At 61.1% G+C, this 24,295-nt stretch carries 23 protein-coding genes; 4 read left to right on the forward strand and 19 right to left on the reverse strand.

Annotation, left to right across the window (positions count from 1 at the left end; all coding sequences use genetic code 11):
* Positions 1-73: 73 nt before the first annotated feature.
* From glmU to rpmH, 19 genes are all read right to left on the reverse strand, one after another.
* Positions 74-1,438 (reverse strand): bifunctional UDP-N-acetylglucosamine diphosphorylase/glucosamine-1-phosphate N-acetyltransferase GlmU, encoded by a 1,365-nt coding sequence (gene glmU / locus EA795_RS19430; RefSeq protein WP_122079046.1) that lies wholly within the window; start codon positions 1,436-1,438, stop codon positions 74-76.
* A gap of 116 nt (positions 1,439-1,554) precedes the next feature.
* Complete coding sequence (locus EA795_RS19435) at positions 1,555-1,983, reverse strand: F0F1 ATP synthase subunit epsilon (RefSeq protein ID WP_014854666.1); 429 nt, start codon at positions 1,981-1,983, stop codon at positions 1,555-1,557.
* An 80-nt stretch (positions 1,984-2,063) separates the two neighbouring features.
* The gene (atpD, locus tag EA795_RS19440; protein WP_065984669.1) at positions 2,064-3,440 is read right to left on the reverse strand and encodes a F0F1 ATP synthase subunit beta; all 1,377 of its coding nucleotides are present in this window, start codon (positions 3,438-3,440) and stop codon (positions 2,064-2,066) included.
* Between the two features lie 30 nt (positions 3,441-3,470).
* Entirely contained in the window at positions 3,471-4,337 is an 867-nt protein-coding gene (atpG, locus tag EA795_RS19445; protein ID WP_014854668.1) for a F0F1 ATP synthase subunit gamma, read from the reverse strand.
* Positions 4,338-4,387: 50 nt separating this feature from the next.
* On the reverse strand, positions 4,388-5,932 hold the full coding sequence (gene atpA, locus EA795_RS19450; RefSeq protein ID WP_014854669.1) for a F0F1 ATP synthase subunit alpha: 1,545 nt from the start codon (positions 5,930-5,932) through the stop codon (positions 4,388-4,390).
* Between the two features lie 15 nt (positions 5,933-5,947).
* Positions 5,948-6,484: a F0F1 ATP synthase subunit delta gene (locus EA795_RS19455; RefSeq protein ID WP_014854670.1), complete on the reverse strand. Its 537-nt coding sequence runs from the start codon at positions 6,482-6,484 to the stop codon at positions 5,948-5,950.
* A gap of 12 nt (positions 6,485-6,496) precedes the next feature.
* On the reverse strand, positions 6,497-6,967 hold the full coding sequence (locus EA795_RS19460; RefSeq protein ID WP_014854671.1) for a F0F1 ATP synthase subunit B: 471 nt from the start codon (positions 6,965-6,967) through the stop codon (positions 6,497-6,499).
* Positions 6,968-7,060: 93 nt separating this feature from the next.
* Positions 7,061-7,288 (reverse strand): F0F1 ATP synthase subunit C, encoded by a 228-nt coding sequence (gene atpE, locus EA795_RS19465; protein WP_003290909.1) that lies wholly within the window; start codon positions 7,286-7,288, stop codon positions 7,061-7,063.
* A gap of 69 nt (positions 7,289-7,357) precedes the next feature.
* Positions 7,358-8,227: a F0F1 ATP synthase subunit A gene (gene atpB / locus EA795_RS19470; protein WP_014854672.1), complete on the reverse strand. Its 870-nt coding sequence runs from the start codon at positions 8,225-8,227 to the stop codon at positions 7,358-7,360.
* Positions 8,228-8,242: 15 nt separating this feature from the next.
* A complete protein-coding gene (locus EA795_RS19475; RefSeq protein ID WP_014854673.1) occupies positions 8,243-8,641 on the reverse strand; it encodes a F0F1 ATP synthase subunit I in 399 nt (132 codons plus the stop codon).
* A 133-nt stretch (positions 8,642-8,774) separates the two neighbouring features.
* Positions 8,775-9,647, reverse strand: coding sequence for a ParB/RepB/Spo0J family partition protein (locus tag EA795_RS19480; RefSeq protein ID WP_014854674.1), 873 nt, complete (start codon positions 9,645-9,647; stop codon positions 8,775-8,777).
* 10 nt (positions 9,648-9,657) lie between these two features.
* Complete coding sequence (locus EA795_RS19485; RefSeq protein WP_122079048.1) at positions 9,658-10,446, reverse strand: ParA family protein; 789 nt, start codon at positions 10,444-10,446, stop codon at positions 9,658-9,660.
* Between the two features lie 18 nt (positions 10,447-10,464).
* A complete protein-coding gene (rsmG, locus tag EA795_RS19490; RefSeq protein ID WP_122079049.1) occupies positions 10,465-11,112 on the reverse strand; it encodes a 16S rRNA (guanine(527)-N(7))-methyltransferase RsmG in 648 nt (215 codons plus the stop codon).
* The gene (gene mnmG, locus EA795_RS19495; protein WP_122079051.1) at positions 11,112-13,004 is read right to left on the reverse strand and encodes a tRNA uridine-5-carboxymethylaminomethyl(34) synthesis enzyme MnmG; all 1,893 of its coding nucleotides are present in this window, start codon (positions 13,002-13,004) and stop codon (positions 11,112-11,114) included. The genes rsmG and mnmG overlap by 1 nt, the downstream gene beginning before the upstream one ends.
* 488 nt (positions 13,005-13,492) lie before the next feature.
* Positions 13,493-14,860: a tRNA uridine-5-carboxymethylaminomethyl(34) synthesis GTPase MnmE gene (mnmE, locus tag EA795_RS19500; protein WP_122079052.1), complete on the reverse strand. Its 1,368-nt coding sequence runs from the start codon at positions 14,858-14,860 to the stop codon at positions 13,493-13,495.
* Positions 14,861-14,933: 73 nt separating this feature from the next.
* On the reverse strand, positions 14,934-16,616 hold the full coding sequence (gene yidC, locus EA795_RS19505) for a membrane protein insertase YidC (RefSeq protein ID WP_122079054.1): 1,683 nt from the start codon (positions 16,614-16,616) through the stop codon (positions 14,934-14,936).
* A 2-nt stretch (positions 16,617-16,618) separates the two neighbouring features.
* A complete protein-coding gene (gene yidD / locus EA795_RS19510; protein ID WP_014854680.1) occupies positions 16,619-16,864 on the reverse strand; it encodes a membrane protein insertion efficiency factor YidD in 246 nt (81 codons plus the stop codon).
* Positions 16,857-17,252: a ribonuclease P protein component gene (gene rnpA, locus EA795_RS19515; RefSeq protein WP_014854681.1), complete on the reverse strand. Its 396-nt coding sequence runs from the start codon at positions 17,250-17,252 to the stop codon at positions 16,857-16,859. Before rnpA ends, yidD begins: the two co-directional genes overlap by 8 nt.
* Positions 17,253-17,268: 16 nt before the next feature.
* The gene (gene rpmH / locus EA795_RS19520) at positions 17,269-17,403 is read right to left on the reverse strand and encodes a 50S ribosomal protein L34 (protein WP_002551315.1); all 135 of its coding nucleotides are present in this window, start codon (positions 17,401-17,403) and stop codon (positions 17,269-17,271) included.
* Positions 17,404-17,904: 501 nt separating this feature from the next.
* Here rpmH and dnaA point away from each other — a divergent pair.
* From dnaA to gyrB, 4 genes are read left to right on the forward strand one after another with little or no spacing between them, the layout of a single operon-like run.
* A complete protein-coding gene (gene dnaA / locus EA795_RS19525; protein WP_014850902.1) occupies positions 17,905-19,365 on the forward strand; it encodes a chromosomal replication initiator protein DnaA in 1,461 nt (486 codons plus the stop codon).
* Between the two features lie 39 nt (positions 19,366-19,404).
* On the forward strand, positions 19,405-20,508 hold the full coding sequence (gene dnaN, locus EA795_RS19530) for a DNA polymerase III subunit beta (protein WP_014850903.1): 1,104 nt from the start codon (positions 19,405-19,407) through the stop codon (positions 20,506-20,508).
* Positions 20,509-20,520: 12 nt separating this feature from the next.
* Positions 20,521-21,633, forward strand: a complete 1,113-nt coding sequence (gene recF, locus EA795_RS19535; RefSeq protein ID WP_014850904.1) for a DNA replication/repair protein RecF — start codon at positions 20,521-20,523, stop codon at positions 21,631-21,633.
* Positions 21,630-24,044, forward strand: a complete 2,415-nt coding sequence (gene gyrB, locus EA795_RS19540; RefSeq protein ID WP_058073701.1) for a DNA topoisomerase (ATP-hydrolyzing) subunit B — start codon at positions 21,630-21,632, stop codon at positions 24,042-24,044. Before recF ends, gyrB begins: the two co-directional genes overlap by 4 nt.
* Positions 24,045-24,295 lie beyond the last annotated feature (251 nt).

Here is a 24,295-nt window from a genome sequence, read left to right on the forward strand (position 1 = left end):
ATGCGCGATCCCTTGAGTGGCGATGAGGATAAACCGACGAAGCGCGCCGAGCCCGGCGGCTCGGCCGCGATGGTTACTTCCGGGTTTTCTGCGGCCGGCGCCATCCCGGCACCAGCGCCTGACGGGCTCGCCCGAGGGCCAGGGTATCGGCCGGAACATCCGCCGTGATCACCGAGCCGGCGCCGGTGGTGGCACCGTCGCCAAGATTCACCGGAGCCACCAGGGAACTGTTGGAGCCGATGAATACGTCCTCGCCGAGCACCGTGCGCGACTTGTTGGCGCCATCGTAATTGCAGGTGATGGTGCCGGCGCCGATGTTGCTGCGTGCGCCGATTTCGGCATCGCCCAGATAGGCCAGGTGGCCGGCCTTGGCGCCCTCGCCCAGCTGCGCATTCTTGACCTCGACGAAGTTACCGACATGTGCCCTGGCTGCCAGTACCGCACCCGGACGCAGACGCGCGAAGGGACCGCAGTCGGCACCCTCGCCCAGTTCCGCACCTTCCAGGTGGGAGTTGGCCTTGACGATCGCGCCCCTGCGCAGGGTGCTGTCCTTGATCACGCAGTTGGGGCCGATCTGCACCTCGTCCTCGATCACCACGGTGCCTTCGAGGATCACGTTGACGTCGATCAGCACGTCGCGACCCACGCTCGCCGTGCCGCGCAGATCGAAACGGGCCGGATCGCGCAGCGTCACGCCCTGGGCCATCAGCCGGCGAGCGGCGCGCTGCTGGTAATGCCGCTCCAGTTCGGCAAGCTGGATGCGATCGTTGGCGCCCTGCACTTCCATCGCATCGGCGGGGTGCTCGGTGGCCACCACCAGCCCGTCGGCCACCGCCATGGCGATCACGTCGGTCAGGTAGTACTCGCTCTGGGCGTTGCTGTTGGACAGCCGCCCCAGCCAGTCGCCGAGGCGCTCGCCCGGTACGGCGAGAATTCCGGTATTGCCTTCGCGGATGAGCTTCTGCTCCGCCGAGGCGTCCTTGTGCTCGACGATGGCCTGGACCACCCCTTGCCCGTCGCGCACGATGCGGCCATAGCCGGTCGGATCGGCCAGCTCCACGGTCAGCAGCGCAAGCTGTTGCTGGCCGACCTTGTGCAGCAGGCGTTCGAGGGTCTGCGCTTCGATCAGCGGTACGTCACCATAGAGAATCAGCACCCGCTCGGCGCTGAGCGCGGGCAATGCCTGCGCCACGGCGTGCCCCGTCCCCAACTGTTCGGCCTGGACCACGAAATTCAGGTCCGTCGCCGCCAGCTGCTCGCGAACCCGCTCGGCGCCGTGGCCGATCACCACATGAATGGCATTGGGCTTCAGGCTGCGCGCCGTCTCGATGACATGGGCGAGCATCGCCTGGCCGGCGACAGGATGAAGAACCTTGGGCAGGGCGGAACGCATGCGAGTGCCCTGGCCGGCAGCGAGAATGACGATATCGAGTGACATGGCGGATCCTGAACGAAGGTCGGTCGGCGGCGACCGATGCGAAACGGGAAAAGCGGAAAAGAAAAAGGGTAGCCAAGGCTACCCTTTTACTCGTGCGCGATGAAGTCGCGGGTCGATCAGTGCCGACCGTACTTCTTGCGCAGCTGCTCGATGGTGCGCAGCTGGGCTGCGGCCTCGGCCAGGCGAGCGGCGGCGGATCCGTAATCGAAATCCACGCCCTTCTCGTGCAGGGCCTTTTCGGCAGCCTTGACCGCGGCCTGGGCCGCGGCTTCGTCGATGTCCTTGGCGCGGGTCGCGGTATCGGCCAGAACCTTCACCATGTTCGGCTGGACTTCGATGAAGCCGCCGGAGATGTAGAAGATCTCTTCGTCGCCACCCTGCTTGATCACCCGCACGGGACCCGGCTTGAGATCGCTCAGCAGCGGCGCGTGGCCCGGCAGGATGCCGATGTCACCCAGGTTGCCGTGGGCGACGACCATTTCCACCAGGCCCGAGAACAGCTCTTCTTCCGCACTGACGATGTCGCAATGGACTGTCATAGCCATACTTATGCCTCGGTAATCTGCCCCCGGCCCGAACGGATTCGGTCAGGGGCTGGATCGGCGCCCGCAAGCGGGCGCGCCAGTTACAGTTTCTTCGCCTTCTCGATGGCTTCGTCGATGGTGCCGACCATGTAGAACGCCTGCTCCGGCAGGTTATCGTAGTCACCATTGAGAATGCCCTGGAAGCCACGGATGGTTTCCTTCAGCGACACGTACTTGCCCGGAGCACCGGTGAAGACCTCGGCCACGTGGAACGGCTGGGACAGGAAGCGCTGGATCTTACGCGCGCGGGCCACCAGCTGCTTGTCCTGCTCGGACAGTTCGTCCATACCCAGGATGGCGATGATGTCCTTCAGTTCCTTGTAGCGCTGCAGCACGTACTGCACGCCGCGAGTCACTTCGTAGTGCTCCTGGCCAACCACCAGCGGGTCCAGCGAACGGCTGGTGGAATCCAGCGGGTCGACGGCCGGGTAGATACCCAGGGAAGCGATGTCACGGGACAGAACGACGGTGGCGTCCAAGTGGGCGAAGGTGGTCGCCGGGCTCGGGTCGGTCAGGTCGTCCGCGGGAACGTAGACGGCCTGGATCGAGGTGATCGAACCGGTCTTGGTGGAGGTGATGCGCTCCTGCAGAACGCCCATTTCCTCGGCCAGGGTCGGCTGATAACCCACCGCGGACGGCATACGACCCAGCAGCGCGGACACTTCGGTACCGGCCAGGGTGTAACGGTAGATGTTGTCGATGAACAGCAGAACGTCCTTGCCTTCCTCGCGGAACTTCTCGGCCATGGTCAGGCCGGTCAGTGCCACGCGCAGACGGTTTCCTGGCGGCTCGTTCATCTGACCGTAGACCATCGCTACCTTGTCGAGAACGTTGGAGTCCTTCATCTCGTGGTAGAAGTCGTTACCCTCACGAGTACGCTCACCCACACCGGCGAACACGGACAGACCGCTGTGCGCCTTGGCGATGTTGTTGATCAGTTCCATCATGTTGACGGTCTTGCCCACGCCGGCGCCGCCGAACAGGCCGACCTTGCCGCCCTTGGCGAACGGGCAGACCAGGTCGATGACCTTGATGCCGGTTTCCAGCAGGTCGTTGCCGCCCGCCTGATCGGCATAGCTCGGCGCCGCGCGGTGGATGCCCCACTGCTCTTCGCAGGCAACCGGACCGGCTTCGTCGATGGGCTCGCCCAGGACGTTCATGATGCGGCCCAGGGTGCCGGCACCAACCGGTACCTGGATGGCGGTGCCGGTGTTGTTGACGTCAAGGCCACGCTTGAGGCCTTCGGTCGAACCCATGGCGATGGTACGGACAACGCCGTCGCCCAGCTGCTGCTGGACTTCCAGGGTGGTCTCGGCGCCTTGAACTTTCAGCGCGTCATAGACGTTCGGTACCTGATCGCGCGGAAATTCCACGTCGATGACGGCGCCGATGATTTGAACGATACGTCCGCTACTCATGTTTGGTTCCTCTGAATATTTGAACCGTTCTTAAACCGCGGCAGCGCCGCCGACGATTTCCGAAATTTCCTGAGTGATCGCAGCCTGACGGGCCTTGTTGTAGACCAGTTGCAGATCGCTGATCAGCTCCCCGGCGTTGTCGGTTGCGTTCTTCATGGCAATCATTCGCGCGGCCTGTTCGGCTGCGCCGTTCTCAACCACCGCCTGATAGACCTGGGACTCGATGAAACGAACCAGCAGCGCATCCAGCAACAGCTGGGCGTCGGGCTCGTAGAGGTAGTCCCACTGGCCTTTCTTCACCGGCTCGGCGTTCGCTTCTGCCGCCAGCGGCAGCAGCTGATCGACCGTCGGTTTCTGGGTCATGGTGTTGATGAACTTGTTGGATACCAGGTACAAGCGATCCACACGCCCTTCATGGAAGGCATCGAGCATGACCTTGACGCTGCCGATCAGATCATTGATCGATGGCGCTTCGCCAAGGTTGCCGATGGCCGCGACTACGTTGCCGCCGAAGCTGCGGAAGAAGCTCGCACCCTTGTTGCCGATCACGCAAAGGTCGACTTCGACCTTCTGATCGTGCCACTCCTTCATGTTCTTGATCAGCGCCTTGAACAGGTTGATGTTCAGGCCACCGCACAGACCACGATCGGTCGACACGACGATGTAGCCGACACGCTTGACCGGACGCTCCACCATGAACGGATGACGGTACTCCGGGTTGGCGTTGGCCAGATGGCCAATCACCTGCCGGATCCGCTCCGCGTAGGGACGGCTGGCAGCCATGCGCTGTTGTGCCTTGCGCATCTTGCTGACCGCCACCTTTTCCATGGCGCTGGTGATCTTCTGCGTGCTTTTGATGCTCGCAATCTTGCTGCGAATCTCTTTTGCGCCTGCCATTTGACACCTATCGGGTTAGCAGGCGGGAACCTTGCGGTTCCCGCTGCGGCTTACCAGCTTTGCGTGGCCTTGAACTTCTCGATACCAGCCTTCAGGCCAGCGTCGATTTCGTCATTGAAGTCACCCTTCACGTTGATCTTCGCCATCAGGTCGGCGAACTCGCGGTTGAAGAAGGCGATCAGGGCCTGCTCGAAGGCGCCAACCTTGGCCACTTCCACGTCGGTCAGGAAGCCACGCTCGGCGGCATACAGGGACACGGACATGTCGGCGATGGACATCGGCGCATACTGCTTCTGCTTCATCAGCTCGGTGACGCGCTGACCATGCTCGAGCTGCTTGCGGGTCGCTTCGTCCAGATCGGAAGCGAACTGCGCGAACGCAGCCAGTTCACGGTACTGAGCCAGCGCGGTACGGATACCACCGGACAGCTTCTTGATGATCTTGGTCTGCGCAGCACCACCCACGCGGGATACCGAGATACCGGCGTTGACGGCCGGACGGATGCCTGCGTTGAACATGGCCGATTCCAGGAAGATCTGACCGTCGGTGATGGAAATCACGTTTGTCGGAACGAACGCGGAAACGTCGCCAGCCTGGGTTTCGATGATCGGCAGAGCGGTCAGGGAACCGGTCTGGCCAGTCACGGCACCGTTGGTGAACTTCTCGACATACTCTTCGGAAACGCGGGAAGCGCGCTCCAGCAGGCGGCTGTGGAGATAGAACACGTCGCCCGGGTAGGCTTCACGTCCCGGCGGACGACGCAGCAGCAGGGAAATCTGGCGATAGGCCACGGCCTGCTTGGACAGATCGTCATAGACGATCAGCGCGTCTTCGCCGCGATCGCGGAAGTACTCGCCCATGGTGCAGCCGGCGTAGGGTGCCAGGAACTGCAGCGCAGCGGATTCGGAAGCCGAGGCCGCGACGATGATGGTGTTGGCCAGGGCGCCGTGCTCTTCCAGCTTGCGTACCACGTTGGCGATGGTCGACTGCTTCTGACCGATGGCCACGTAGACGCATTTGATGCCGCTGTTGCGCTGGTTGATGATGGCGTCGATCGCCATGGCGGTCTTGCCGATCTGGCGGTCACCGATGATCAGCTCGCGCTGGCCACGGCCTACCGGGATCATGGCGTCGACCGATTTGTAGCCGGTCTGCACCGGCTGGTCGACCGACTTACGCCAGATCACGCCCGGTGCCACTTTCTCGACCGCGTCGGTCGCCTGAGCGTTGACCGGGCCCTTGCCATCGATCGGGTTGCCCAGCGCGTCGACCACGCGACCCAGCAGCTCCGGACCTACCGGAACTTCGAGGATGCGGCCGGTGCACTTGGCGCTCATGCCTTCGGTCAGGCCCAGGTAGTTACCCAGAACCACAGCACCGACGGAGTCCTGCTCCAGGTTCAGTGCCATACCGAAGATGCCGCCAGGGAACTCGATCATTTCGCCGTACATGACGTCGGCCAGACCGTAGATGCGTACGATGCCGTCAGACACGCTGACGACGGTGCCCTCGTTACGGGCTTGAGCGGCGACATCGGATTTCTCGATGCGCTGCTTGATGATTTCACTAATCTCGGAAGGATTCAGTTGCTGCATGCCATGACCCTCAAATCAGGATTTCAACGATTCGGCCAACTGGCTCAGTTTGCCGCGGACCGAACCGTCGACAACCACGTCACCGGCGCGAATGACCACGCCGCCGATCAGCGCAGGGTTCACGACCTGCTGGAGGTTGACGGTGCGATCTAGCCGCTTCGACAGGGCGGCAGCCAAAGTTTGGAGTTGCACGTTGCTGAGCTCGAAGGCGGTTTCGACTTCTGCCTCGAGCGTTTTTTCGGCTTGCGCCTTGATGTCCTCGTACAGCTCGCGAACGGTCGGCAGGACGGCCAGGCGATCGTTCTCGCCGAGGTTGCCGACGAAATTGCGGAACGCTTCGTCCGCATCGTCGCCCAGCACACGAACCAGATCCTGAACCTTGCTTTCGCTGGTCAGGCGAGGGTCGTTCAGCAAGGCTGAGACTTCCGGGACTTCAACGGCGATGGCGGCCAGGTTCAGCATCTTCGACCAGGACTCGGTCTGTCCGGCAGCGCTGGCGAACTCGAAAGCGGCTTTCGCGTAAGGCCGAGCAAGCGTCTGGGTATTGATCATCGCTTGCCTCGCTTAAAGTTGGGAGGCCAGTTTTTCGACCAGTTCGTTGTGTACCTTGGCGTCCACCTGGGACTCCAGGATCTTCTCCGCGCCGGCGACGGCCAGAGCCGCTACCTGACTGCGCAGTTGGTCCCTGGCACGGTTCACTTCCTGTTCGATCTCGGCGCGGGCACCGGCAACCAGACGCTCGCCTTCGGCACGTGCCTGCTGCTTGGCTTCCTCGACGATCGCGTTGGCGTGCTTGTTGGCCTGCTCGATGATCTGGGCAGCCTGTTCCTTGGTCTCGCGGAGGGTGTTGGACACCTTGTCCTGAGCCAGTTTCAGGTCTTGCTGCGCACGGCCTGCCGCATCCAGCCCTTCGGCGATCTTCTTCTGGCGTGCGGCCATGGCTGCCGTGACAGGCGGCCAGACGAACTTCATGCAGAACCAGACGAAGATAGCGAAGGCGAGCGTTTGACCGAACAGCGTCAAGTTAATGTTCACAGCGATTTACCTCGTGCTATCTCGTTCAACGCGGGAGTCATTCCACGGCGACGGGGCTCGCCCGGCGAACCCCATCTCAAACCGGAAAAATGCTTAACCGGCGACAACGAAGATGAGGTACATCGCGATACCAACACCGATCATCGGTACGGCGTCGAGCAGGCCGGCCATCAGGAAGGTCTTGGTTTGCAGCTGCGGAGCCAGCTCGGGTTGACGAGCGGTGGATTCCAGCAGTTTGCCACCCAGCAGGGCGAAGCCGATGCCGGTACCCAGGGCACCCAGACCGATCATGATAGAGGCGGCGATGTAGACGAGTTCCATGTAAAGCTCCTGAAGCTAGGGGGGTTAAGGTTTTTCGTTTTAAAGCAAAAGTGTTTCCAGGGTCTGAGCTTAGTGTGCAGCCTCGGATCCATGATCCTCGTGCGCTGAGCTCAGGTACACCACGGTCAGAACCATGAAGATGAACGCCTGCAGCGGGATTACCAGGATGTGGAAGATCGCCCAGGGTACATTCAGGGTCCACTGCACGTAGAACGGCAGCAACGCGATGAGGATGAACACCACCTCACCGGCATACATGTTGCCGAACAGACGCAGAGCCAGGCTCAGCGGCTTGGTCAGCAGACCGAGGATTTCGAGGAACAGGTTGAACGGGATCAGCGACCAGTGGTTGAACGGGGTGAACGCCAGTTCCTTGCTGAAGCCGCCGAAGCCCTTGACCTTGAAGCTGTAGAACAGGATCAGGATGAACACGCCGAGCGACAGGCCGAAGGTGCCGTTCGGGTCGGCGGTCGGCACGATCTTGAACGCCGGCAGGCCGAGCAGGTGGGCGATGCCCGGGATGTAGTCGACCGGAATCCACTTCAGGCTGTTCATCAGGAACACCCAGACGAAGATGGTCAGCGCCAGCGGGGCGATCAGCGCGTTGCGGCCATGGAAGGTGTCCTTGACCACGCCTTCGATGAACTCGACACACATCTCGACGAAGTTCTGCAGCTTGCCCGGCACGCCATCGGTGGCGACCTTGGCGACGCTGCGGAACAGCAGGATGAAGATGGCGCCCATCAGCAGCGACCAGCCCAGGGTGTCCAGGTGGACGGCCATGAAGCCCATGTCACGTGCTTCGATGCCGGTCTGAGCGATGGTCCAGGTGGCCTGGTCGACGACCGAGCCGTCCGCGCGAACGTAGCCTGCCGGCAGTTTTCCGTATGTCAGATTCTGCAGGTGATGCTGAATATATTCCGCCGGGGTACTCGCCATAAACGCCTCAAGTGCTCAATGCTTCGGATTGTTTTTCAACAGCAGGAGAGCGCTCGCTCCAGTGCCCAGAACCAGCAGATAGCCGGTAAACAGCGCGATTGGCTCGAGCGGCTTCACTCCCACGAACACCAGCGCAAACAGCGCTGCTGCCAGAATCTGTTTCCCCATCTCGCCAGCCCAAAGGGACTGGACAACGGCACGCGCCGAACGCGCACCGAAATAACGAAAGGCCTTGAACGCGAAATAAACGTTCGCTGAAAGCGCAATCAGGCCGCCGAGCAATCCTGAATAGCCGGCGACGATACCAAACACGACCCCGCAGAAAACGGCGGCGGTCAGACCCACCACTGCCTGCGCGAACAGCACACGCACAACCGGCAAACGATGCAGAGGTGTGCGGTTGCGTATATTCACCAGGATTCCGTCGCTGTCGCACCCACGATCCAAAATGACCGCGGTCAAAAAAAGCGCCGCGAGTATAGAAGTAGGCCAACTTGGGTTCAACCGCCGGGTAGTTATTTCCGATAGTCACTACATTCAATTTGTTTCAGCGGATGTGCGCCAGAACGCCCTGCAACTCATCCAGCGAGTTGTAGCGAATCACCAACTGCCCCTTGCCCTTCTGCCCGTGCCTGATCTGCACGGGCGAGCCCAGGCGCTCGGCCAGCCGCTGTTCCAGGCGCTGGATGTCCGGATCGCCTTTCGGCTCCGCCTTCGCCACCTGCTTGTCGTTCAACCACTGGCGTACCAGGGCTTCGGTCTGCCGGACGGTCAGCCCCCTTGCGACAACATGACGCGCACCCTCGACCTGCTGTTCGAGCGGCAATCCCAACAAGGCGCGGGCATGACCCATTTCCAGATCGCCATGAGAGAGTAGCGTCTTGATCTCGTCCGGCAAGGCGATCAGCCGCAACAGGTTGCTGACGGTCACCCGCGACTTGCCCACCGCGTCGGCGACCTGCTGCTGGGTCAGCTGGAATTCCTGCTGCAGCCGCTGCAACGCCATGGCCTCCTCGATCGGGTTGAGGTCTTCGCGCTGGATGTTCTCGATCAGCGCCATGGCAATGGCGGCTTCGTCGGGTATGTCGCGCACCATGGCCGGAATCTTTTCCAGGCCGGCCTGCTGGCTGGCACGCCAGCGACGTTCACCGGCGATAATCTCGTAGCGGCCGCCGCCAATGGGACGCACCACGATCGGCTGCATCACGCCCTGGGCCTTGATCGACTGCGCCAGTTCCTCGAGCGTCACCGGGTCGATGTCCCGGCGCGGCTGGTACTTGCCGCGTTGAATCAGGTCGAGCGGCAGATGCTGCAATTCACGGGCATCGGCCTGAACGGCCTGTTCCTGCATGACGCTGACGTTGGCGCCACCGAGCAGGGCGTCCAGTCCGCGTCCCAGACCTCTTTTCTTGGTCGCCATGAAAAATTCCTTATGCGGTTACGCTGCGGGGGGCACGCCGCTGGCGGCGCGACAACTCTCCCGCCAGCGCCAGATAGGCCAGTGCGCCCTTGGATTGCTTGTCGTAGACCAGCGCCGGCATGCCATGGCTGGGCGCTTCGGCCAGCCGCACGTTGCGCGGGATGACGGTATCGTAGAGCTTGTCGCCGAAATGCGCCTTGAGCTGCTCGGTCACGTCGTTGGTCAGGCTGCTGCGCGGGTCGTACATGGTGCGCAGCAGGCCTTCGATCTTCAGTGTCGGGTTGAGTGCCTGGCCGATGCGCTGGATCGAGTTGACCAGGTCGGTCAGGCCTTCGAGGGCGTAGTACTCGCACTGCATCGGAATGATCACGCCGTCGGCGGCGGTCAGCGCGTTGATGGTCAGCATCGACAGCGACGGCGGACAGTCGATGAGGATGTAGTCGTAGTTCTCGCGCACCGGTGCCAGCGCCTCGCGCAGGCGATTTTCCTTGGCGGGCAGGTTGAGCAGGGCGACTTCGGCAGCGGTCAGGTCGCGGTTGGCCGGCAGCAACTGGTAGCCGCCGTGCTCGGAGAACTGCATGGCGTCGACCAGGCTGCATTCGCCGATCAGCACGTCGTAGATCGAGTACTCCAGATTCAACTTATCCACACCGCTGCCGGTGGTGGCGTTGCCCTGTGGATCGAGGTCGATCAGCAGTACCCGCCGCCGGGTGGCGACGAGCGACGCGGCGAGGTTGATGCAGGTGGTGGTCTTGGCGACACCGCCCTTCTGGTTGGCGATGGCGAATACTCTGGCCATGTCAGTGTCTGTCCGCTGTCATGAAGTGCGGCGCAGTATCAACAGATGACGCTGGCCTTGGCAACCGGGAACCTTGAGCACTTCACAACTGCGCAAGGAAAAGTCGTCGGGCAGCGCCTGCAGCTCGTCGTCCGGCTGCACGCCTTTCATCGCCAGCCAGCGGGTATCGTCGTCGCCGAGGTGGCGTGTCCAACTGGTGAAATCCGCCAGCGAGCTGAATGCTCGAGAAGTGATGCCGTCGAAGGGCCGTTCCGGGCGGTATTGCTCGACCCGGCTGTGGATAACCTCAAGGTTGGCCAGCTGCAGTTCGAGCTTCACCTGGGTAAGAAAGCGCGTCTTCTTGCCGTTGGAGTCGAGCAGGGTGAAGGCGCGTTCGGGAAACAGGATCGCCAGCGGTATGCCGGGCATGCCGCCACCGCTGCCCACGTCCAGCCAGCGTTCGCCGCCCTCGGCGACGTAGGGCACCACGCTCAGGCTGTCGAGCAGGTGCCGCGAGACCATTTCGTCCGGATCGCGCACCGCCGTCAGGTTGTAGGCCTTGTTCCACTTGATCAGCAGTTGCAGGTAGGCGAGCAGTTGCTGTTTCTGGGTATCGCTCAGGGCGACACCGAGCTTGGCGGCGCCGCTGTCCAGTTCGTCGGCGTGCGCCGGGGTGACATTGCTCATCAGGCGCTCTGCTCCAGCTGGCGGCCGCTGCTGCGTTTCTTCAGGTGGATCAGCAGCAGCGACACCGCCGCCGGCGTGACGCCGGGAATACGCGAAGCCTGGCCGAGCGTGGACGGCCTGGCCTGGGACAGCTTGTGCTGGATTTCCTTGGAAAGGCCGGCGATCGTCGAGTAGTCCAGATCCTCGGGCAGCGCGATGTTCTCGCTCTCGCGCAGGCGCTGGATCTCATCCTGCTGACGCTCGATGTAACCGGCGTACTTGGTCCTGATCTCGACCTGTTCGGCTACCTGCGGATCATCCACGGCACCGCCGGTCAGGGCGACCAGCCCGTGGTAGTCGATTTCTGGCCGCGCGAGCAGGTTCAGCAGGTTGTACTCGTGGGTCAGCGGCGTGCCGAAACGGGCGGCAATGGCATCGCCCTGTTCGGTACCGGGGCGCACCCAGGTTTCCTTCAGGCGCTGTTCCTCGCGCTGAATGCTCTCGCGCTTGCGCTCGAAGGCCGCCCAGCGCTCGTCGTCCACCAGGCCCAGTTCGCGGCCTTTCTCGGTCAGGCGCAGGTCGGCATTGTCCTCACGCAGAATCAACCGGTACTCGGCGCGCGAGGTGAACATGCGATACGGCTCCTGGGTGCCGAGGGTGATCAGGTCGTCGATCAGCACGCCCAGATAGGCTTCGTCGCGGCGCGGATACCAGCTGTCGCGCCCCTGCGCGCGCAGCGCGGCGTTGGTGCCGGCGAGCAGACCCTGCACGCCGGCCTCCTCGTAGCCGGTGGTGCCGTTGATCTGACCGGCGAAGAACAGGCCGCCAATCACCTTGGTTTCCAGGCTGTGTTTCAGGTCGCGCGGGTCGAAGTAGTCGTATTCGATGGCGTAGCCAGGGCGCACGATGTGGGCATTCTCCATGCCGCGAATGCTCTGCACGATCTGCAGCTGCACGTCGAACGGCAGCGAGGTGGAGATGCCGTTGGGATACAGCTCGTGGGTGGTCAGGCCTTCCGGCTCGATGAACACCTGGTGGCTGTCCTTGTCGGCGAAGCGGTGAATCTTGTCTTCGATCGATGGGCAATAGCGCGGACCGACGCCCTCGATGATGCCGGAATACATCGGCGAGCGATCCAGGTTGGCGGCGATGATCTCGTGGGTGCGTGCATTGGTGTGGGTGATCCAGCAGCTGACCTGCCGCGGATGCTGCTCGCGACTGCCGAGAAAGGACATCACGGGCAGCGGGTTATCCCCAGGCTGCTCGATCATCTGCGAGAAATCCACCGAACGACCGTCGATACGCGGTGGAGTACCGGTCTTGAGGCGTCCGACTCGCAGTGGCTGCTCGCGCAGTCGTTGTGCCAGCGCGATCGAGGGCGGATCGCCGGCACGACCGCCGGAGTAATTCTGCAGGCCGATGTGGATAAGTCCGCCGAGGAAGGTGCCTGTGGTCAGTACCACTGACTCGGCGAAGAAGCGCAGCCCCATCTGGGTGACCACGCCCCTGACTTCCGCCTGCTCCACGATCAGGTCGTCGACGGCCTGCTGGAAGATCCACAGGTTTGGCTGGTTCTCGAGGATCTCGCGTACCGCGGCCTTGTATAGCACTCGATCGGCTTGCGCCCGGGTGGCTCGTACGGCCGGACCCTTGCGGCTGTTGAGTACACGAAACTGGATGCCGCCCTTGTCGGTCGCGGTCGCCATGGCACCGCCCAGGGCATCGATTTCCTTGACCAGGTGGCTCTTGCCGATCCCACCGATGGCGGGGTTGCAGCTCATCTGCCCGAGCGTTTCGACGTTGTGTGTCAGCAACAGGGTTTTCACGCCCATGCGCGCAGCAGCCAACGCCGCTTCGGTACCGGCATGGCCACCGCCGATCACGATGACATCAAAACGGGAAGGGAAATCCACCACGCACCTCGTGCCTGTTCAGATGATTTCTGGGGAAGCGCGCAAGTATAGGGATTCGTGGGGGCTTAAAGAAGGGCTTCTGGATAAAAAATAACCAATTGGAGAGGGTGAGCGATGGCTGGCTTCGATATAGATATGAATAAAGAAATTCTTTAAAGCTTATTCTTGTGTTTATAAATGCTCAGCGTTGCTTCTGTGGATAACCAGGTCAAGGCCTTGCAGCGACAGGCTTACAGCGAATGACAACCCTGTGCCGAAGCTGAGCGGCGCCCGTGTGAATCCCGTTATCAGGCTGTGGGTAAAAATGGAGTTTATCCACAGCCCGCTTCATCCTCTGTTTTATCCGGAACTTATCGACCGAGCTGAGGCAGGGTTTTCCACAGAGCTCAGTTGCTAATCGAGTATGTCGAAATGCCGGTTTTGCAGGTTTTCATACGCGCAGGACGATGTCCCGCCTGACTCGACGGAGCCCGAAACCAGCGATCAGATTACTTGCCGATGCAGAAACTGGAGAAGATGCGACCCAGCAGATCGTCGGAGCTGAAAGCTCCGGTGATTTCGCCCAAGGCCTGCTGGGCCAGGCGCAGGTCTTCGGCCAGCAGCTCGCCGGCCCCGGCCAGGGTCAGCTGGGCGTGGCCGTGATCCAGATGGGCCCCCGCCTGGCGCAAGGCATCGAGATGTCGGCGACGAGCGCTGAAGCTGCTCTCGGTGGTCTGCTCGTAGCCCATGCAATCCTTCAGATGCTGGCGTAGCGTCTCTAGCCCCGTGCCGGACTTCGCCGAGAGCGCCAGCGTTACCTGCCCGTCGGCACCGGTGGAGAGACTCGCCGGTTCCCCGGTGAGATCTGCCTTGTTGCGAATCAGGGTGGTTTTCGCCGGGTCCGGCCTGACGGCCAGTAGCTCCGGCCAGGCCGCCAGCGGATCGGCCGATTCCGGAGCGTTGGCATCCATGACCAGGAGCACCCGGTCGGCGTCCTGAATGGCCTGGATGGCCCGTTCCACCCCGATTCGCTCCACCTGGTCCTGGGTGTCGCGCAGGCCGGCGGTGTCCACCACATGCAGGGGCATGCCGTCGATGTGGATATGTTCGCGCAGCACGTCCCGGGTGGTGCCGGCGATATCGGTGACGATGGCGGCTTCACGCCCGGCCAGTGCATTGAGCAGGCTCGACTTGCCTGCATTGGGTCGACCGGCGATGACCACCGTCATGCCTTCGCGCAGCAGGGCGCCTTGCCCCGCTTCGCGCAGCACCTCGGATAGCTCGGCCCGGACGCCTTCGAGCATCTGCAGTACGTGGCCATCAGCGAGAAAGTCGATCTCCTCCTCGGGAAAGTCGATGGCCGCTTCCACGTAGATGCGCAGCTGGATGAGGGTTTCGGTCAACTGGTGCACGCGCCGGGAAAACTCGCCCTGCAGCGAACGCACGGCATTGCGTGCGGCCTGCGCCGAGCTGGCCTCGATCAGGTCGGCGATAGCCTCGGCCTGGGCCAGATCGAGCTTGTCGTTGAGGAAGGCGCGCTCGCTGAACTCGCCCGGACGTGCCAGGCGAGCGCCGAGTTCGACGCAACGCTTGAGCAGCATGTCCAGCACCACCGGGCCACCGTGTCCCTGAAGCTCGAGCACGTCCTCGCCGGTAAAGGAGTTGGGGCCGGGGAAGAACAGCAGCAGGCCTTCGTCGAGCACCTCGCCGTCGTCGGCATGGAAGGGCCCGTAATGGGCGTGCCGGGGAAGGGGCTCGCGCCCGCTCAGGGTGATCGCCAACGCTTTCGCCCGCGGTCCTGACACCCGGACGATGCCCACGCCGCCACGACCGGGGGCGGTGGCGATGGCTGCGATGGTTTCGCGATCCTGGCTCATGCTGGTTTCCTCGGCCGCTGGACGAATAGCAAAACGCCCCAATCAAGGGGCGTTTGCGAGGGTTGCAGGGGCGTCAGGCTTTTTTCGCCGCGCCTTCTATCTGCCGCGTAATGTACCACTGCTGGGCGATCGACAGGACGTTGTTGACGACCCAGTACAGCACCAGACCAGCCGGGAACCACAGGAAGAAGAAGGTGAAGATGATCGGCAACAGCTTCATCACCTTGGCCTGCATCGGATCCGGCGGCGTCGGGTTGAGCTGCTGCTGGATGAACATGGTCACGCCCATGATGATCGGCAGGATGAAGAAGGGATCCTTGATCGACAGGTCGGTGATCCAGAACATCCAGGGCGCCTGGCGCATCTCTACGCTTTCCAGCAATACCCAGTAGAGGGCCAGGAACACCGGCATCTGCACCAAAATCGGCAGGCAGCCGCCCAGCGGATTGATCTTCTCCTTCTTGTACAGCTCCATCATTGCCTGGGACATCTTCTGGCGGTCGTCGCCGAACTGTTCCTTGAGCGCCTGCATCTTCGGCGATACCGCCCGCATGCGTGCCATCGACTTGTAGCTGGCGGCCGACAGCGGGAAGAACGCCAGCTTGATGATGATGGTCAGGACGATGATCGACCAGCCCCAGTTGCCGAGCAGCGCATGGATATTCTCAAGCAGCCAGAAGATCGGCTGGGCGATGAACCAGAGGATGCCGTAGTCGACGGTCAGGCGCAGGCCGGGGGAGAGCTCCTCCAGCTTGTCCTGGCTCTTGGGACCGGCATACAGCGTGGCGCCGGTCTCGCCCTGGGTGCCTGCCGCGACACTGATCGCGGGGCCGGTGAAACCGATGATGTAGTTGCCCTGGCCGTCCTTGCGGGTCTGCACCTGGTTGGTCTGATCGGCCGGCGGAACCCAGGCGGTCACGAAGTAATGCTGCAGCCAGGCGATCCAGCCACCTTCCACGGTTTGGCGAAGGTTCTTGTCGTCCATGTCACCCATGGAGACCTTGGTGTAGGGCTCGTCTTTGGTCCAGAGCGCGGCACCCAGGTAGGTGGCGGTGCCGGTAGCGGTGCTCGAGGAAGGATCGCCACTGCTGTCGCGCTTGAGCTGGCCAAACATGTAGCCGGTCCAGGGCTTGCCGCTCTGGTTGTCGATCAGATAACGCACGTTCAGGTCGTAGTTTTCACGGGCGAAAGTGAAACGCTTGACGTAGTTCACGCCATCGGCGCTGTAGGTCAGGTCGACCACCAGCTGATCCTCGCCTTCGGCGAGCTGATACTGCCGTTGCGCGCTGCTGTACAGCGGCCGGCCGCTGGCCTGATCAGGGCCATCGCCGATCAATCCGCTCTGTGCCACGTAGAGACGTTGGCCGCTGCGTTCGAAGAGCTGGAAGGGGACGTCGGGGCGATCCTGGCGACGCGGATATTGCGGCAGGTGCAGCTCGACGATGTCGCCGCCACGTGGATCGATGGCAACGTCCAGTACGTCGGTGCGAACCCGGATGAGTTCTTCGCTCGAGGCGCTGGTGGACGGCAACGCACTGGCTTGCTCCTGACCTGCGACGGCCGGCAAGTCATCGTGCGTGCCGCTGCTGGCAGCAGGTGCCGAAGGCGTATCGGGTAGTTGAGGAACAGCGCTGGATTGTGTCTGGCTGGTCTCGGCAGGCAGGGCCGCCTGGCCATAGTCCTGATTCCACTGAAGAACCAGCAGGTAGGCAACGACTGCCAAGGCTACGAGCAGGATCGAGCGTTTGATATCCATGGTTACTCGGTCATCGATGATGAATTGGAGGTGTTATTGGTGGGCACGGGATCATAGCCGCCCGGATTCCATGGATGGCAACGGCCAAGCCTGCACAGGCTCAGCCAGCCACCGCGCAGCAGGCCGTGTGTCTCGATGGCCTCTTGTGCATAGCAGGAGCAACTGGGATAGAAACGACAGTGACTGGCCATCATGGGACTGATGGCGTACCGGTAGATCCGGATCGGGATGAGGGCCAGTTTACGCATGGGAAGCTTTGGCCGGATTCGGTTCACCCTGAGGCTGCGAAGGGGTACGTGACAACCGCCTCCAGAGCTTGGCGAACTGCTTGGCCAGTTCCGGATTATCCAGATCGGCTAAACCCTTGCGAGCGATGACCACGATATCCCACCCCGCCAGGTCCATCTGATGATGACGAAAGGTCTCGCGCAGCTGCCGCTTGATGCGGTTGCGCTCCACCGAGAGCTTGACGCTCTTTTTGCCGATCACCAATCCGATGCGAGGATGCGGAAGGTCGTTCTCTCGCACCAGCAGCAGAACATTCCTGCCCGGCAACTTACCGGAAGGGGAGTCGAAGACTGCCTTGAACTGGCGGGGGGTCAGCAGTCGCTTTTCCCGGCCGAAGTCCCGACTCACTACCTGTTCCGAGGTATCAGACGGCCAGACGCTTGCGGCCTTTGGCGCGACGACGCGACAGGACGGCACGGCCGTTCTTGGTGGCCATACGGGCACGGAAGCCATGGGTACGAGCGCGCTTGATAGTGCTGGGTTGGAAAGTGCGTTTCATGATGCGTTTACCTGGTGATCCATTGCGGGCCGGAATGGCCCCCTTTTAAGAGACCGGCGATTGTAGAGAAGCAGGGGTGTCAGGTCAATTTCCAACCAGAGCTAAGCATGAAAAATAAAAGATAGATTTAAAGCTCTCTTGAAACAGTGTTTATAGATGGTGCAGAAGGTATCTGTGGATAACCTGCTGTAACACCCGAATCCGCTGGTGCCTGCGAAACAGGAAACAGGTGCGCAAGCGGTGCGTTGTAGGTGCGTATACGCTGGGGAAGCTGTGTATAAAGGAGTGAGTTACTCACAGCCGGCGAAAAGATCACGATACCCACAGCCTTGTTCAGCGGGTTCAGAGACTGTTATCAACAGGGCTCTGGTGATGACTTTTTGATGACGAAGCGATCCTTCAGGGAATCGGATAACTGACTCCTTCGATACCGGGCTACTGTGGATAACTGCCTTGTGGCCGGCTACAATGGTGCGGTTTAACCCTGAGTTAGGAGCTTCCGTGTCGGTGGAACTTTGGCAGCAGTGCGTGGATCTCCTGCGTGACGAACTGCCCGCCCAGCAATTCAACACATGGATACGCCCGCTTCAGGCGGAGGCCGACGGCGACGAGCTGCGTGTATACGCGCCTAACCGTTTCGTCCTCGACTGGGTCAACGAGAAGTATCTGTCGCGCTTGCTCGAGCTTCTGGCCGAACGCGCGACGGGGTTGGCTCCTGTCCTGTCATTGCTCATCGGCAGCAAACGCACCTCCTCGAATGCGCTGCCTTCCGCATCGGTCGCGCGCGCCCAGAACCCGGCTCCGACTCCGGTACCCGCTGTGAGCGAGCTCGTGCAAGGTGCGGCGCTACCTGCCTCGCCTGTTGCCGAAGCGACTCCGGCCGTAGCGGCTCCCGCTGTCAGGATCGAGCGCAACGTCCAGGTGGAAGGTGGGCTCAAGCACACCAGCTATCTCAACCGTACCTTTACCTTCGAGAATTTCGTCGAAGGCAAATCCAACCAGCTGGCCCGCGCCGCGGCCTGGCAGGTCGCCGACAATCCCAAGCACGGCTATAACCCGCTCTTTCTGTATGGCGGCGTTGGTCTGGGCAAGACCCACCTGATGCATGCCGTGGGTAATCACCTGTTGCAGAAGAATCCCAACGCGAAGGTGGTCTACCTGCATTCCGAGCGTTTCGTAGCGGACATGGTCAAGGCGCTGCAGCTCAACGCGATCAATGAATTCAAGCGCTTCTATCGTTCGGTGGATGCGCTGCTGATCGACGACATCCAGTTCTTTGCCAAGAAGGAACGCTCTCAGGAGGAGTTTTTCCATACCTTCAACGCTCTGCTCGAAGGCGGCCAGCAGGTGATCCTGACCAGTGATCGCTACCCCAAGGAAATCGATGGTCTGGAAGAGCGCCTCAAATCCCGCTTTGGTTGGGGGCTTACCGTGGCTGTCGAGCCGCCAGAGCTGGAAACGCGCGTGGCGATCCTGATGAAGAAGGCGGACCAGGCCAAGGTCGATCTGCCCCATGATGCGGCTTTCTTCATTGCCCAGCGCATCCGCTCCAACGTGCGCGAACTGGAAGGTGCGCTGAAGCGCGTCATCGCCCATGCGCATTTCATGGGGCGGGACATCACCATCGAGCTGATTCGCGAATCGCTGAAGGATCTGTTGGCGTTGCAGGACAAGCTGGTCAGCGTCGACAATATTCAGCGTACCGTCGCCGAGTACTACAAGATCAAGATTTCCGATCTATTGTCCAAGCGTCGTTCGCGTTCAGTGGCGCGGCCACGGCAGGTAGCGATGGCGCTGTCCAAGGAGCTGACCAACCACAGTCTGCCGGAAATAGGCGATGCATTTGGTGGCCGGGATCACACGACAGTCTTGCATGCCTGCCGTAAAATCGCTGAACTTCGAGAAACAGATGCCGATATTCGGGAAGACTACAAGAATCTGCTGCGCACTTTGACAACCTGAACTGACAGCGGCCATTTACCTTAGGCAAGGGACCAGACCATGCATTTCACCATTCAACGCGAAGCCTTGTTGAAACCACTGCAGTTGGTGGCCGGTGTCGTCGAGCGGCGGCAGACGCTGCCGGTATTGTCCAACGTGTTGCTGGTCGTTCAGGACCAGCAACTGTCTCTGACCGGGACCGACCTGGAAGTCGAGCTGGTTGGACGCGTGGCCCTCGAAGACGCCAGCGAACCCGGTGAGATCACCGTTCCAGCGCGCAAGCTGATGGACATCTGCAAGAGCCTGCCTGCGGATGCGCTGATCAGCGTCAGGCTAGATGAGCAGAAGGTAGTGATCAAATCGGGCCGCAGCCGCTTTTCGCTGTCGACCCTGCCGGCCAACGACTTCCCCGCCGTCGAGGAAGGGCCGGGCTCGCTCAACTTCAGCGTCAATCAGGGCAAGCTGCGTCGAGTCATCGAGCGCAGCGGGTTCGCCATGGCCCAGCAGGATGTTCGCTATTACCTCAACGGCATGTTGCTCGAAGTCTCCAACGGCATGCTGCGTGCGGTCGCGACCGATGGTCACCGCCTGGCGATGTGCTCGATGGGAGCGGGCATCGAACAGCCCGATCGTCATCAGGTCATCGTTCCGCGCAAAGGCATCCTGGAGCTTGCCCGTCTGCTCGGCGAACAGGACGGCGACGTCAGCATTGTGCTGGGCCAACACCATATTCGCGCCAACACCGGCGACTTCACCTTCACCTCCAAGCTGGTGGACGGGAAATTTCCCGATTACGAGCGCGTATTGCCGCGCGGGGGAGACAAGCTGGTGGTGGGGGATCGACAGCTGCTTCGTGAAGCCTTCAGTCGGACCGCCATTCTCTCCAACGAGAAGTACCGCGGTATCCGTTTGCAGCTGGAGAACGGGCTGCTGAAGATTCAGGCCAACAACCCCGAGCAGGAAGAAGCCGAAGAGGAAATCGCCGTCGAGTACAGCGGTTCTCCGCTGGAAATCGGTTTCAACGTCAGCTATCTGCTGGATGTGCTGGGCGTGATGACTACCGATCAGGTTCGTCTGATTCTGTCCGACTCCAACAGCAGTGCGCTTATTCAGGAATTCGACAACGACGATTCCGCTTACGTCGTCATGCCGATGCGTCTGTAACCATTCCACTTAATGACCCTGAGCCGTATTACCGTCACCGGTGTTCGCAATCTGCAGCCGGTGACGCTATCTCCCTCCCCACGTATCAACATCCTCTACGGCGACAATGGCAGCGGCAAGACCAGCCTGCTCGAGGCTATCCACTTGCTGGGGCTTGCGCGTTCGTTCCGCAGCACTCGCCTGAACCCGGTGATCAGCCATGATCTGTCGACCTGCACCGTGTTCGGTCAGGTCGAAACGGCGGTGGATCAGAGCAATGCGCTTGGCATCTCACGGGATCGTAGCGGCGAGGTGAAGATCCGCATCGATGGGCGCAATGTGCGCAGTGCGGCCGAGCTTGCCGAAACGCTGCCTCTGCAGCTGATCAACCCGGATAGCTTTCGCCTCCTCGAAGGCGCTCCGAAATTGCGTCGGCAGTTTCTGGACTGGGGAGTGTTCCACGTGGAACCCCGCTTCCTGGGCGCCTGGCAGCGCCTTCAGCAAGCCCTGCGGCAGCGGAACTCGTGGCTGCGCCATGGTACACTTGACAGCGCTTCGCAGGCGGCCTGGAGCCGGGAATTGGTCGGTGCGAGCGACGAGATAGACGGCTATCGGCGTGCCTATATCCAGGCTCTGAAACCCGTGTTCGAACGTACGCTCGCGACGCTGTGCGACCTTCAGGGGCTTCAGCTGAGTTACTACCGGGGCTGGGATCGAGAGAAGCCGCTCGACCAAGTGTTGGCCGCCTCGTTCGAGCGCGACAAGTTGCTGGGCCATACCCAGGCGGGGCCCCAACGGGCGGATCTACGGTTGCGCATCGATAGCCACAACGCCGTGGACGTTCTGTCCCGGGGTCAGCAGAAGCTGGTGGTCTGTGCGTTGCGAATTGCCCAGGGCCATCTGGTCGGTGAGGCCAGACGTGGGCAATGCATTTATCTCGTCGATGACCTGCCGTCCGAACTGGACGACGAGCATCGCCGAGCGTTGTGTGAATTGCTGGAATTGTTGAATTGCCAGGTTTTCATCACCTGCGTCGATTCGAATGTATTGCGAGCAGGCTGGCGTGACGACACGCCGGTCTCAATGTTTCACGTGGAACATGGGGTGATTACCCCGGACCACGGCCCCTCGGGAGTGAAGGCATGAGCGAGAACCACACGTACGATTCGTCGAGTATCAAGGTGCTGAAAGGCCTCGATGCGGTGCGCAAGCGGCCCGGCATGTATATCGGTGATACGGACGATGGAACCGGTCTGCATCACATGGTGTTCGAAGTTGTCGACAACTCGATCGACGAGGCGCTGGCTGGCCACTGCAGCGACATCAGCATCACTATCCACGTAGATGAGTCGATCAGTGTGCGCGACAACGGCCGGGGCATTCCGGTCGATATCCACGAGGAAGGCGTGTCGGCTGCTGAAGTCATCATGACCGTGTTGCATGCCGGCGGTAAGTTCGATGACAACTCCTACAAGGTGTCCGGCGGTCTCCACGGTGTCGGCGTCTCGGTTGTGAACGCGCTTTCGGAAGAGCTCGTGCTGACGATCCGTCGTAGCGGGAAGGTCTGGGAGCAGGTTTACCGGCATGGTGTGCCCCAGGCTCCACTGGCTGCTGTCGGTGAAACCGAGGACACCGGAACCCAGATCCACTTCAAGCCTTCGGCGGAAACCTTCCAGAACATCCATTTCAGCTGGGACATCCTGGCCAAGCGACTGCGCGAGCTGTCCTTCCTCAACTCGGGGGTCGGCATCCTCCTGCGTGATGAGCGCAACGGCAAAGAGGAAATGTTCAAGTACGAAGGCGGCCTCAGCGCGTTCGTGGGTTATCTGAACACCAACAAGACGCCGGTCAACGAGATCTTCCATTTCAACGTCCAGCGCGATGATGGGGTGGGCGTCGAAGTGGCCTTGCAGTGGAACGACAGCTTCAACGAGAACATCCTCTGTTTCACCAACAACATCCCGCAACGTGACGGTGGCACTCACCTGGCGGGCTTCCGCTCAGCGCTGACGCGCAACCTCAACACCTACATCGAGCAGGAAGGCCTGGCCAAGAAGCACAAGGTTTCCACCACCGGTGATGACGCACGGGAAGGCCTGACCGCGATCATTTCGGTCAAGGTGCCGGATCCCAAGTTCAGCTCCCAGACCAAGGACAAGCTGGTCTCTTCCGAGGTCAAGACGGCTGTCGAACAGGAAATGGGCAAGTACTTCGCCGACTTCCTGCTCGAACATCCCAACGAGGCGAAGGCAGTAGTCGGCAAGATGATCGACGCCGCCCGTGCCCGTGAGGCGGCACGCAAGGCGCGTGAGATGACACGCCGCAAGGGCGCACTGGATATCGCCGGCCTGCCCGGGAAACTCGCCGACTGCCAGGAGAAAGACCCTGCGCTTTCCGAACTCTACATAGTGGAGGGTGACTCCGCGGGCGGTTCTGCCAAGCAGGGCCGTAACCGCAAGACCCAGGCCATCCTGCCGCTCAAGGGCAAGATTCTCAACGTGGAGAAAGCTCGCTTCGACAAGATGATCTCCTCGCAGGAAGTCGGCACGCTGATCACCGCGCTCGGCTGTGGTATCGGGCGCGAGGAATACAACATCGACAAGCTGCGCTATCACAACATCATCATCATGACCGATGCTGACGTCGATGGATCGCACATTCGTACGCTGTTGCTGACCTTCTTCTTCCGTCAGTTGCCCGAACTGATCGAGCGTGGCTATGTGTATATCGCGCAGCCGCCGTTGTACAAGGTCAAGCGCGGCAAGCACGAGCAGTACATCAAGGACGACGAGGCGATGGACGAGTACCTGACCCAGTCGGCTCTGGAAGGCGCCAGCCTGCACGTGAACGAGGATGCGCCAGGCCTCTCGGGCGAGTCGCTCGAGCAGCTGGTCAACGATTACCGTACCGTGATCAAGACGCTGCAACGCCTGTCGCGGCTCTATCCGCAGGAACTGACCGAGCCCCTGATCTATCTGCCGCGAGTTACGCTGGAGCAGCTGTCCGACCAGGCAGCCATGCAGGCCTGGCTGGAACCCTACGCTGCGGTATTGAAGAATGCCGAGCGTTCGGGATTGACTTATAAAGCGAGCCTGCGCGAAGACAAGGAGCGCAAGATCTGGTTGCCAGAGGTGGAAATCCTGTCCCACGGGTTGTCCAGCTACGTCACATTCAACCGCGATTTCTTCGGCAGTAACGACTATCGAACCGTTACCGTGCTGGGTGAAAAGCTCAACAGCCTTCTGGAAGAGGGTGCCTACGTCCAGCGAGGCGACCGCAGGAAGACGGTGACCTCCTTCAAGCAAGCGCTCGATTGGCTGATGACCGAAGGTACGCGCCGCCATAGCGTGCAGCGCTACAAGGGACTTGGCGAGATGAACCCCGATCAGCTCTGGGAAACCACCATGGATCCTGCGGTACGCCGGATGCTTCAGGTAACCATCGAAGATGCGATCGCGGCCGATCAGATTTTCAATACGCTGATGGGCGATGCGGTAGAACCTCGCCGAGACTTCATCGAAACCAACGCATTGGCGGTATCGAATCTGGATTTCTAATTTTCGTTTCCGCCAAAAAGCCCCGGTTCGACCGGGGTTTTTTTATGGCTGCCTTTTTGTTCCACGTGGAACATGGCGAAACTTATTCATAGCTTCATTGCATGAGGCTGAATGGTTTAATCAATTTTTAGAATTCAGAAGTTCCTCGTAAGATTCGCTCATCAAGATTTCTAGCCATCCCAATTTCTGGATTCAAGAGGCACTTATTCATGTTGGATTCCAATCTCAAGACCCAGTTGAAGGCCTACCTG

It is taken from the genome of Stutzerimonas nitrititolerans, from assembly GCF_003696285.1.
Taxonomy (GTDB): Bacteria; Pseudomonadota; Gammaproteobacteria; order Pseudomonadales; family Pseudomonadaceae; genus Stutzerimonas; species Stutzerimonas nitrititolerans.

Coding starts and splice junctions, on each gene's coding strand:
- dnaN (WP_014850903.1), top strand. CDS start 19,405: ATGCATTTCACCATTCAACGCGAAGCCTTGTTGAAACCACTGCAGTTG.
- mnmE (WP_122079052.1), bottom strand. CDS start 14,860: ATGAGCCAGGATCGCGAAACCATCGCAGCCATCGCCACCGCCCCCGGT.
- EA795_RS19480 (WP_014854674.1), bottom strand. CDS start 9,647: ATGGCGACCAAGAAAAGAGGTCTGGGACGCGGACTGGACGCCCTGCTC.
- atpA (WP_014854669.1), bottom strand. CDS start 5,932: ATGCAGCAACTGAATCCTTCCGAGATTAGTGAAATCATCAAGCAGCGC.
- recF (WP_014850904.1), top strand. CDS start 20,521: ATGACCCTGAGCCGTATTACCGTCACCGGTGTTCGCAATCTGCAGCCG.
- yidD (WP_014854680.1), bottom strand. CDS start 16,864: ATGCGTAAACTGGCCCTCATCCCGATCCGGATCTACCGGTACGCCATC.
- rsmG (WP_122079049.1), bottom strand. CDS start 11,112: ATGAGCAATGTCACCCCGGCGCACGCCGACGAACTGGACAGCGGCGCC.
- atpE (WP_003290909.1), bottom strand. CDS start 7,288: ATGGAACTCGTCTACATCGCCGCCTCTATCATGATCGGTCTGGGTGCC.
- atpB (WP_014854672.1), bottom strand. CDS start 8,227: ATGGCGAGTACCCCGGCGGAATATATTCAGCATCACCTGCAGAATCTG.
- gyrB (WP_058073701.1), top strand. CDS start 21,630: ATGAGCGAGAACCACACGTACGATTCGTCGAGTATCAAGGTGCTGAAA.
- glmU (WP_122079046.1), bottom strand. CDS start 1,438: ATGTCACTCGATATCGTCATTCTCGCTGCCGGCCAGGGCACTCGCATG.
- EA795_RS19485 (WP_122079048.1), bottom strand. CDS start 10,446: ATGGCCAGAGTATTCGCCATCGCCAACCAGAAGGGCGGTGTCGCCAAG.
- rpmH (WP_002551315.1), bottom strand. CDS start 17,403: ATGAAACGCACTTTCCAACCCAGCACTATCAAGCGCGCTCGTACCCAT.
- atpD (WP_065984669.1), bottom strand. CDS start 3,440: ATGAGTAGCGGACGTATCGTTCAAATCATCGGCGCCGTCATCGACGTG.
- yidC (WP_122079054.1), bottom strand. CDS start 16,616: ATGGATATCAAACGCTCGATCCTGCTCGTAGCCTTGGCAGTCGTTGCC.
- atpG (WP_014854668.1), bottom strand. CDS start 4,337: ATGGCAGGCGCAAAAGAGATTCGCAGCAAGATTGCGAGCATCAAAAGC.
- EA795_RS19435 (WP_014854666.1), bottom strand. CDS start 1,983: ATGGCTATGACAGTCCATTGCGACATCGTCAGTGCGGAAGAAGAGCTG.
- EA795_RS19455 (WP_014854670.1), bottom strand. CDS start 6,484: ATGATCAATACCCAGACGCTTGCTCGGCCTTACGCGAAAGCCGCTTTC.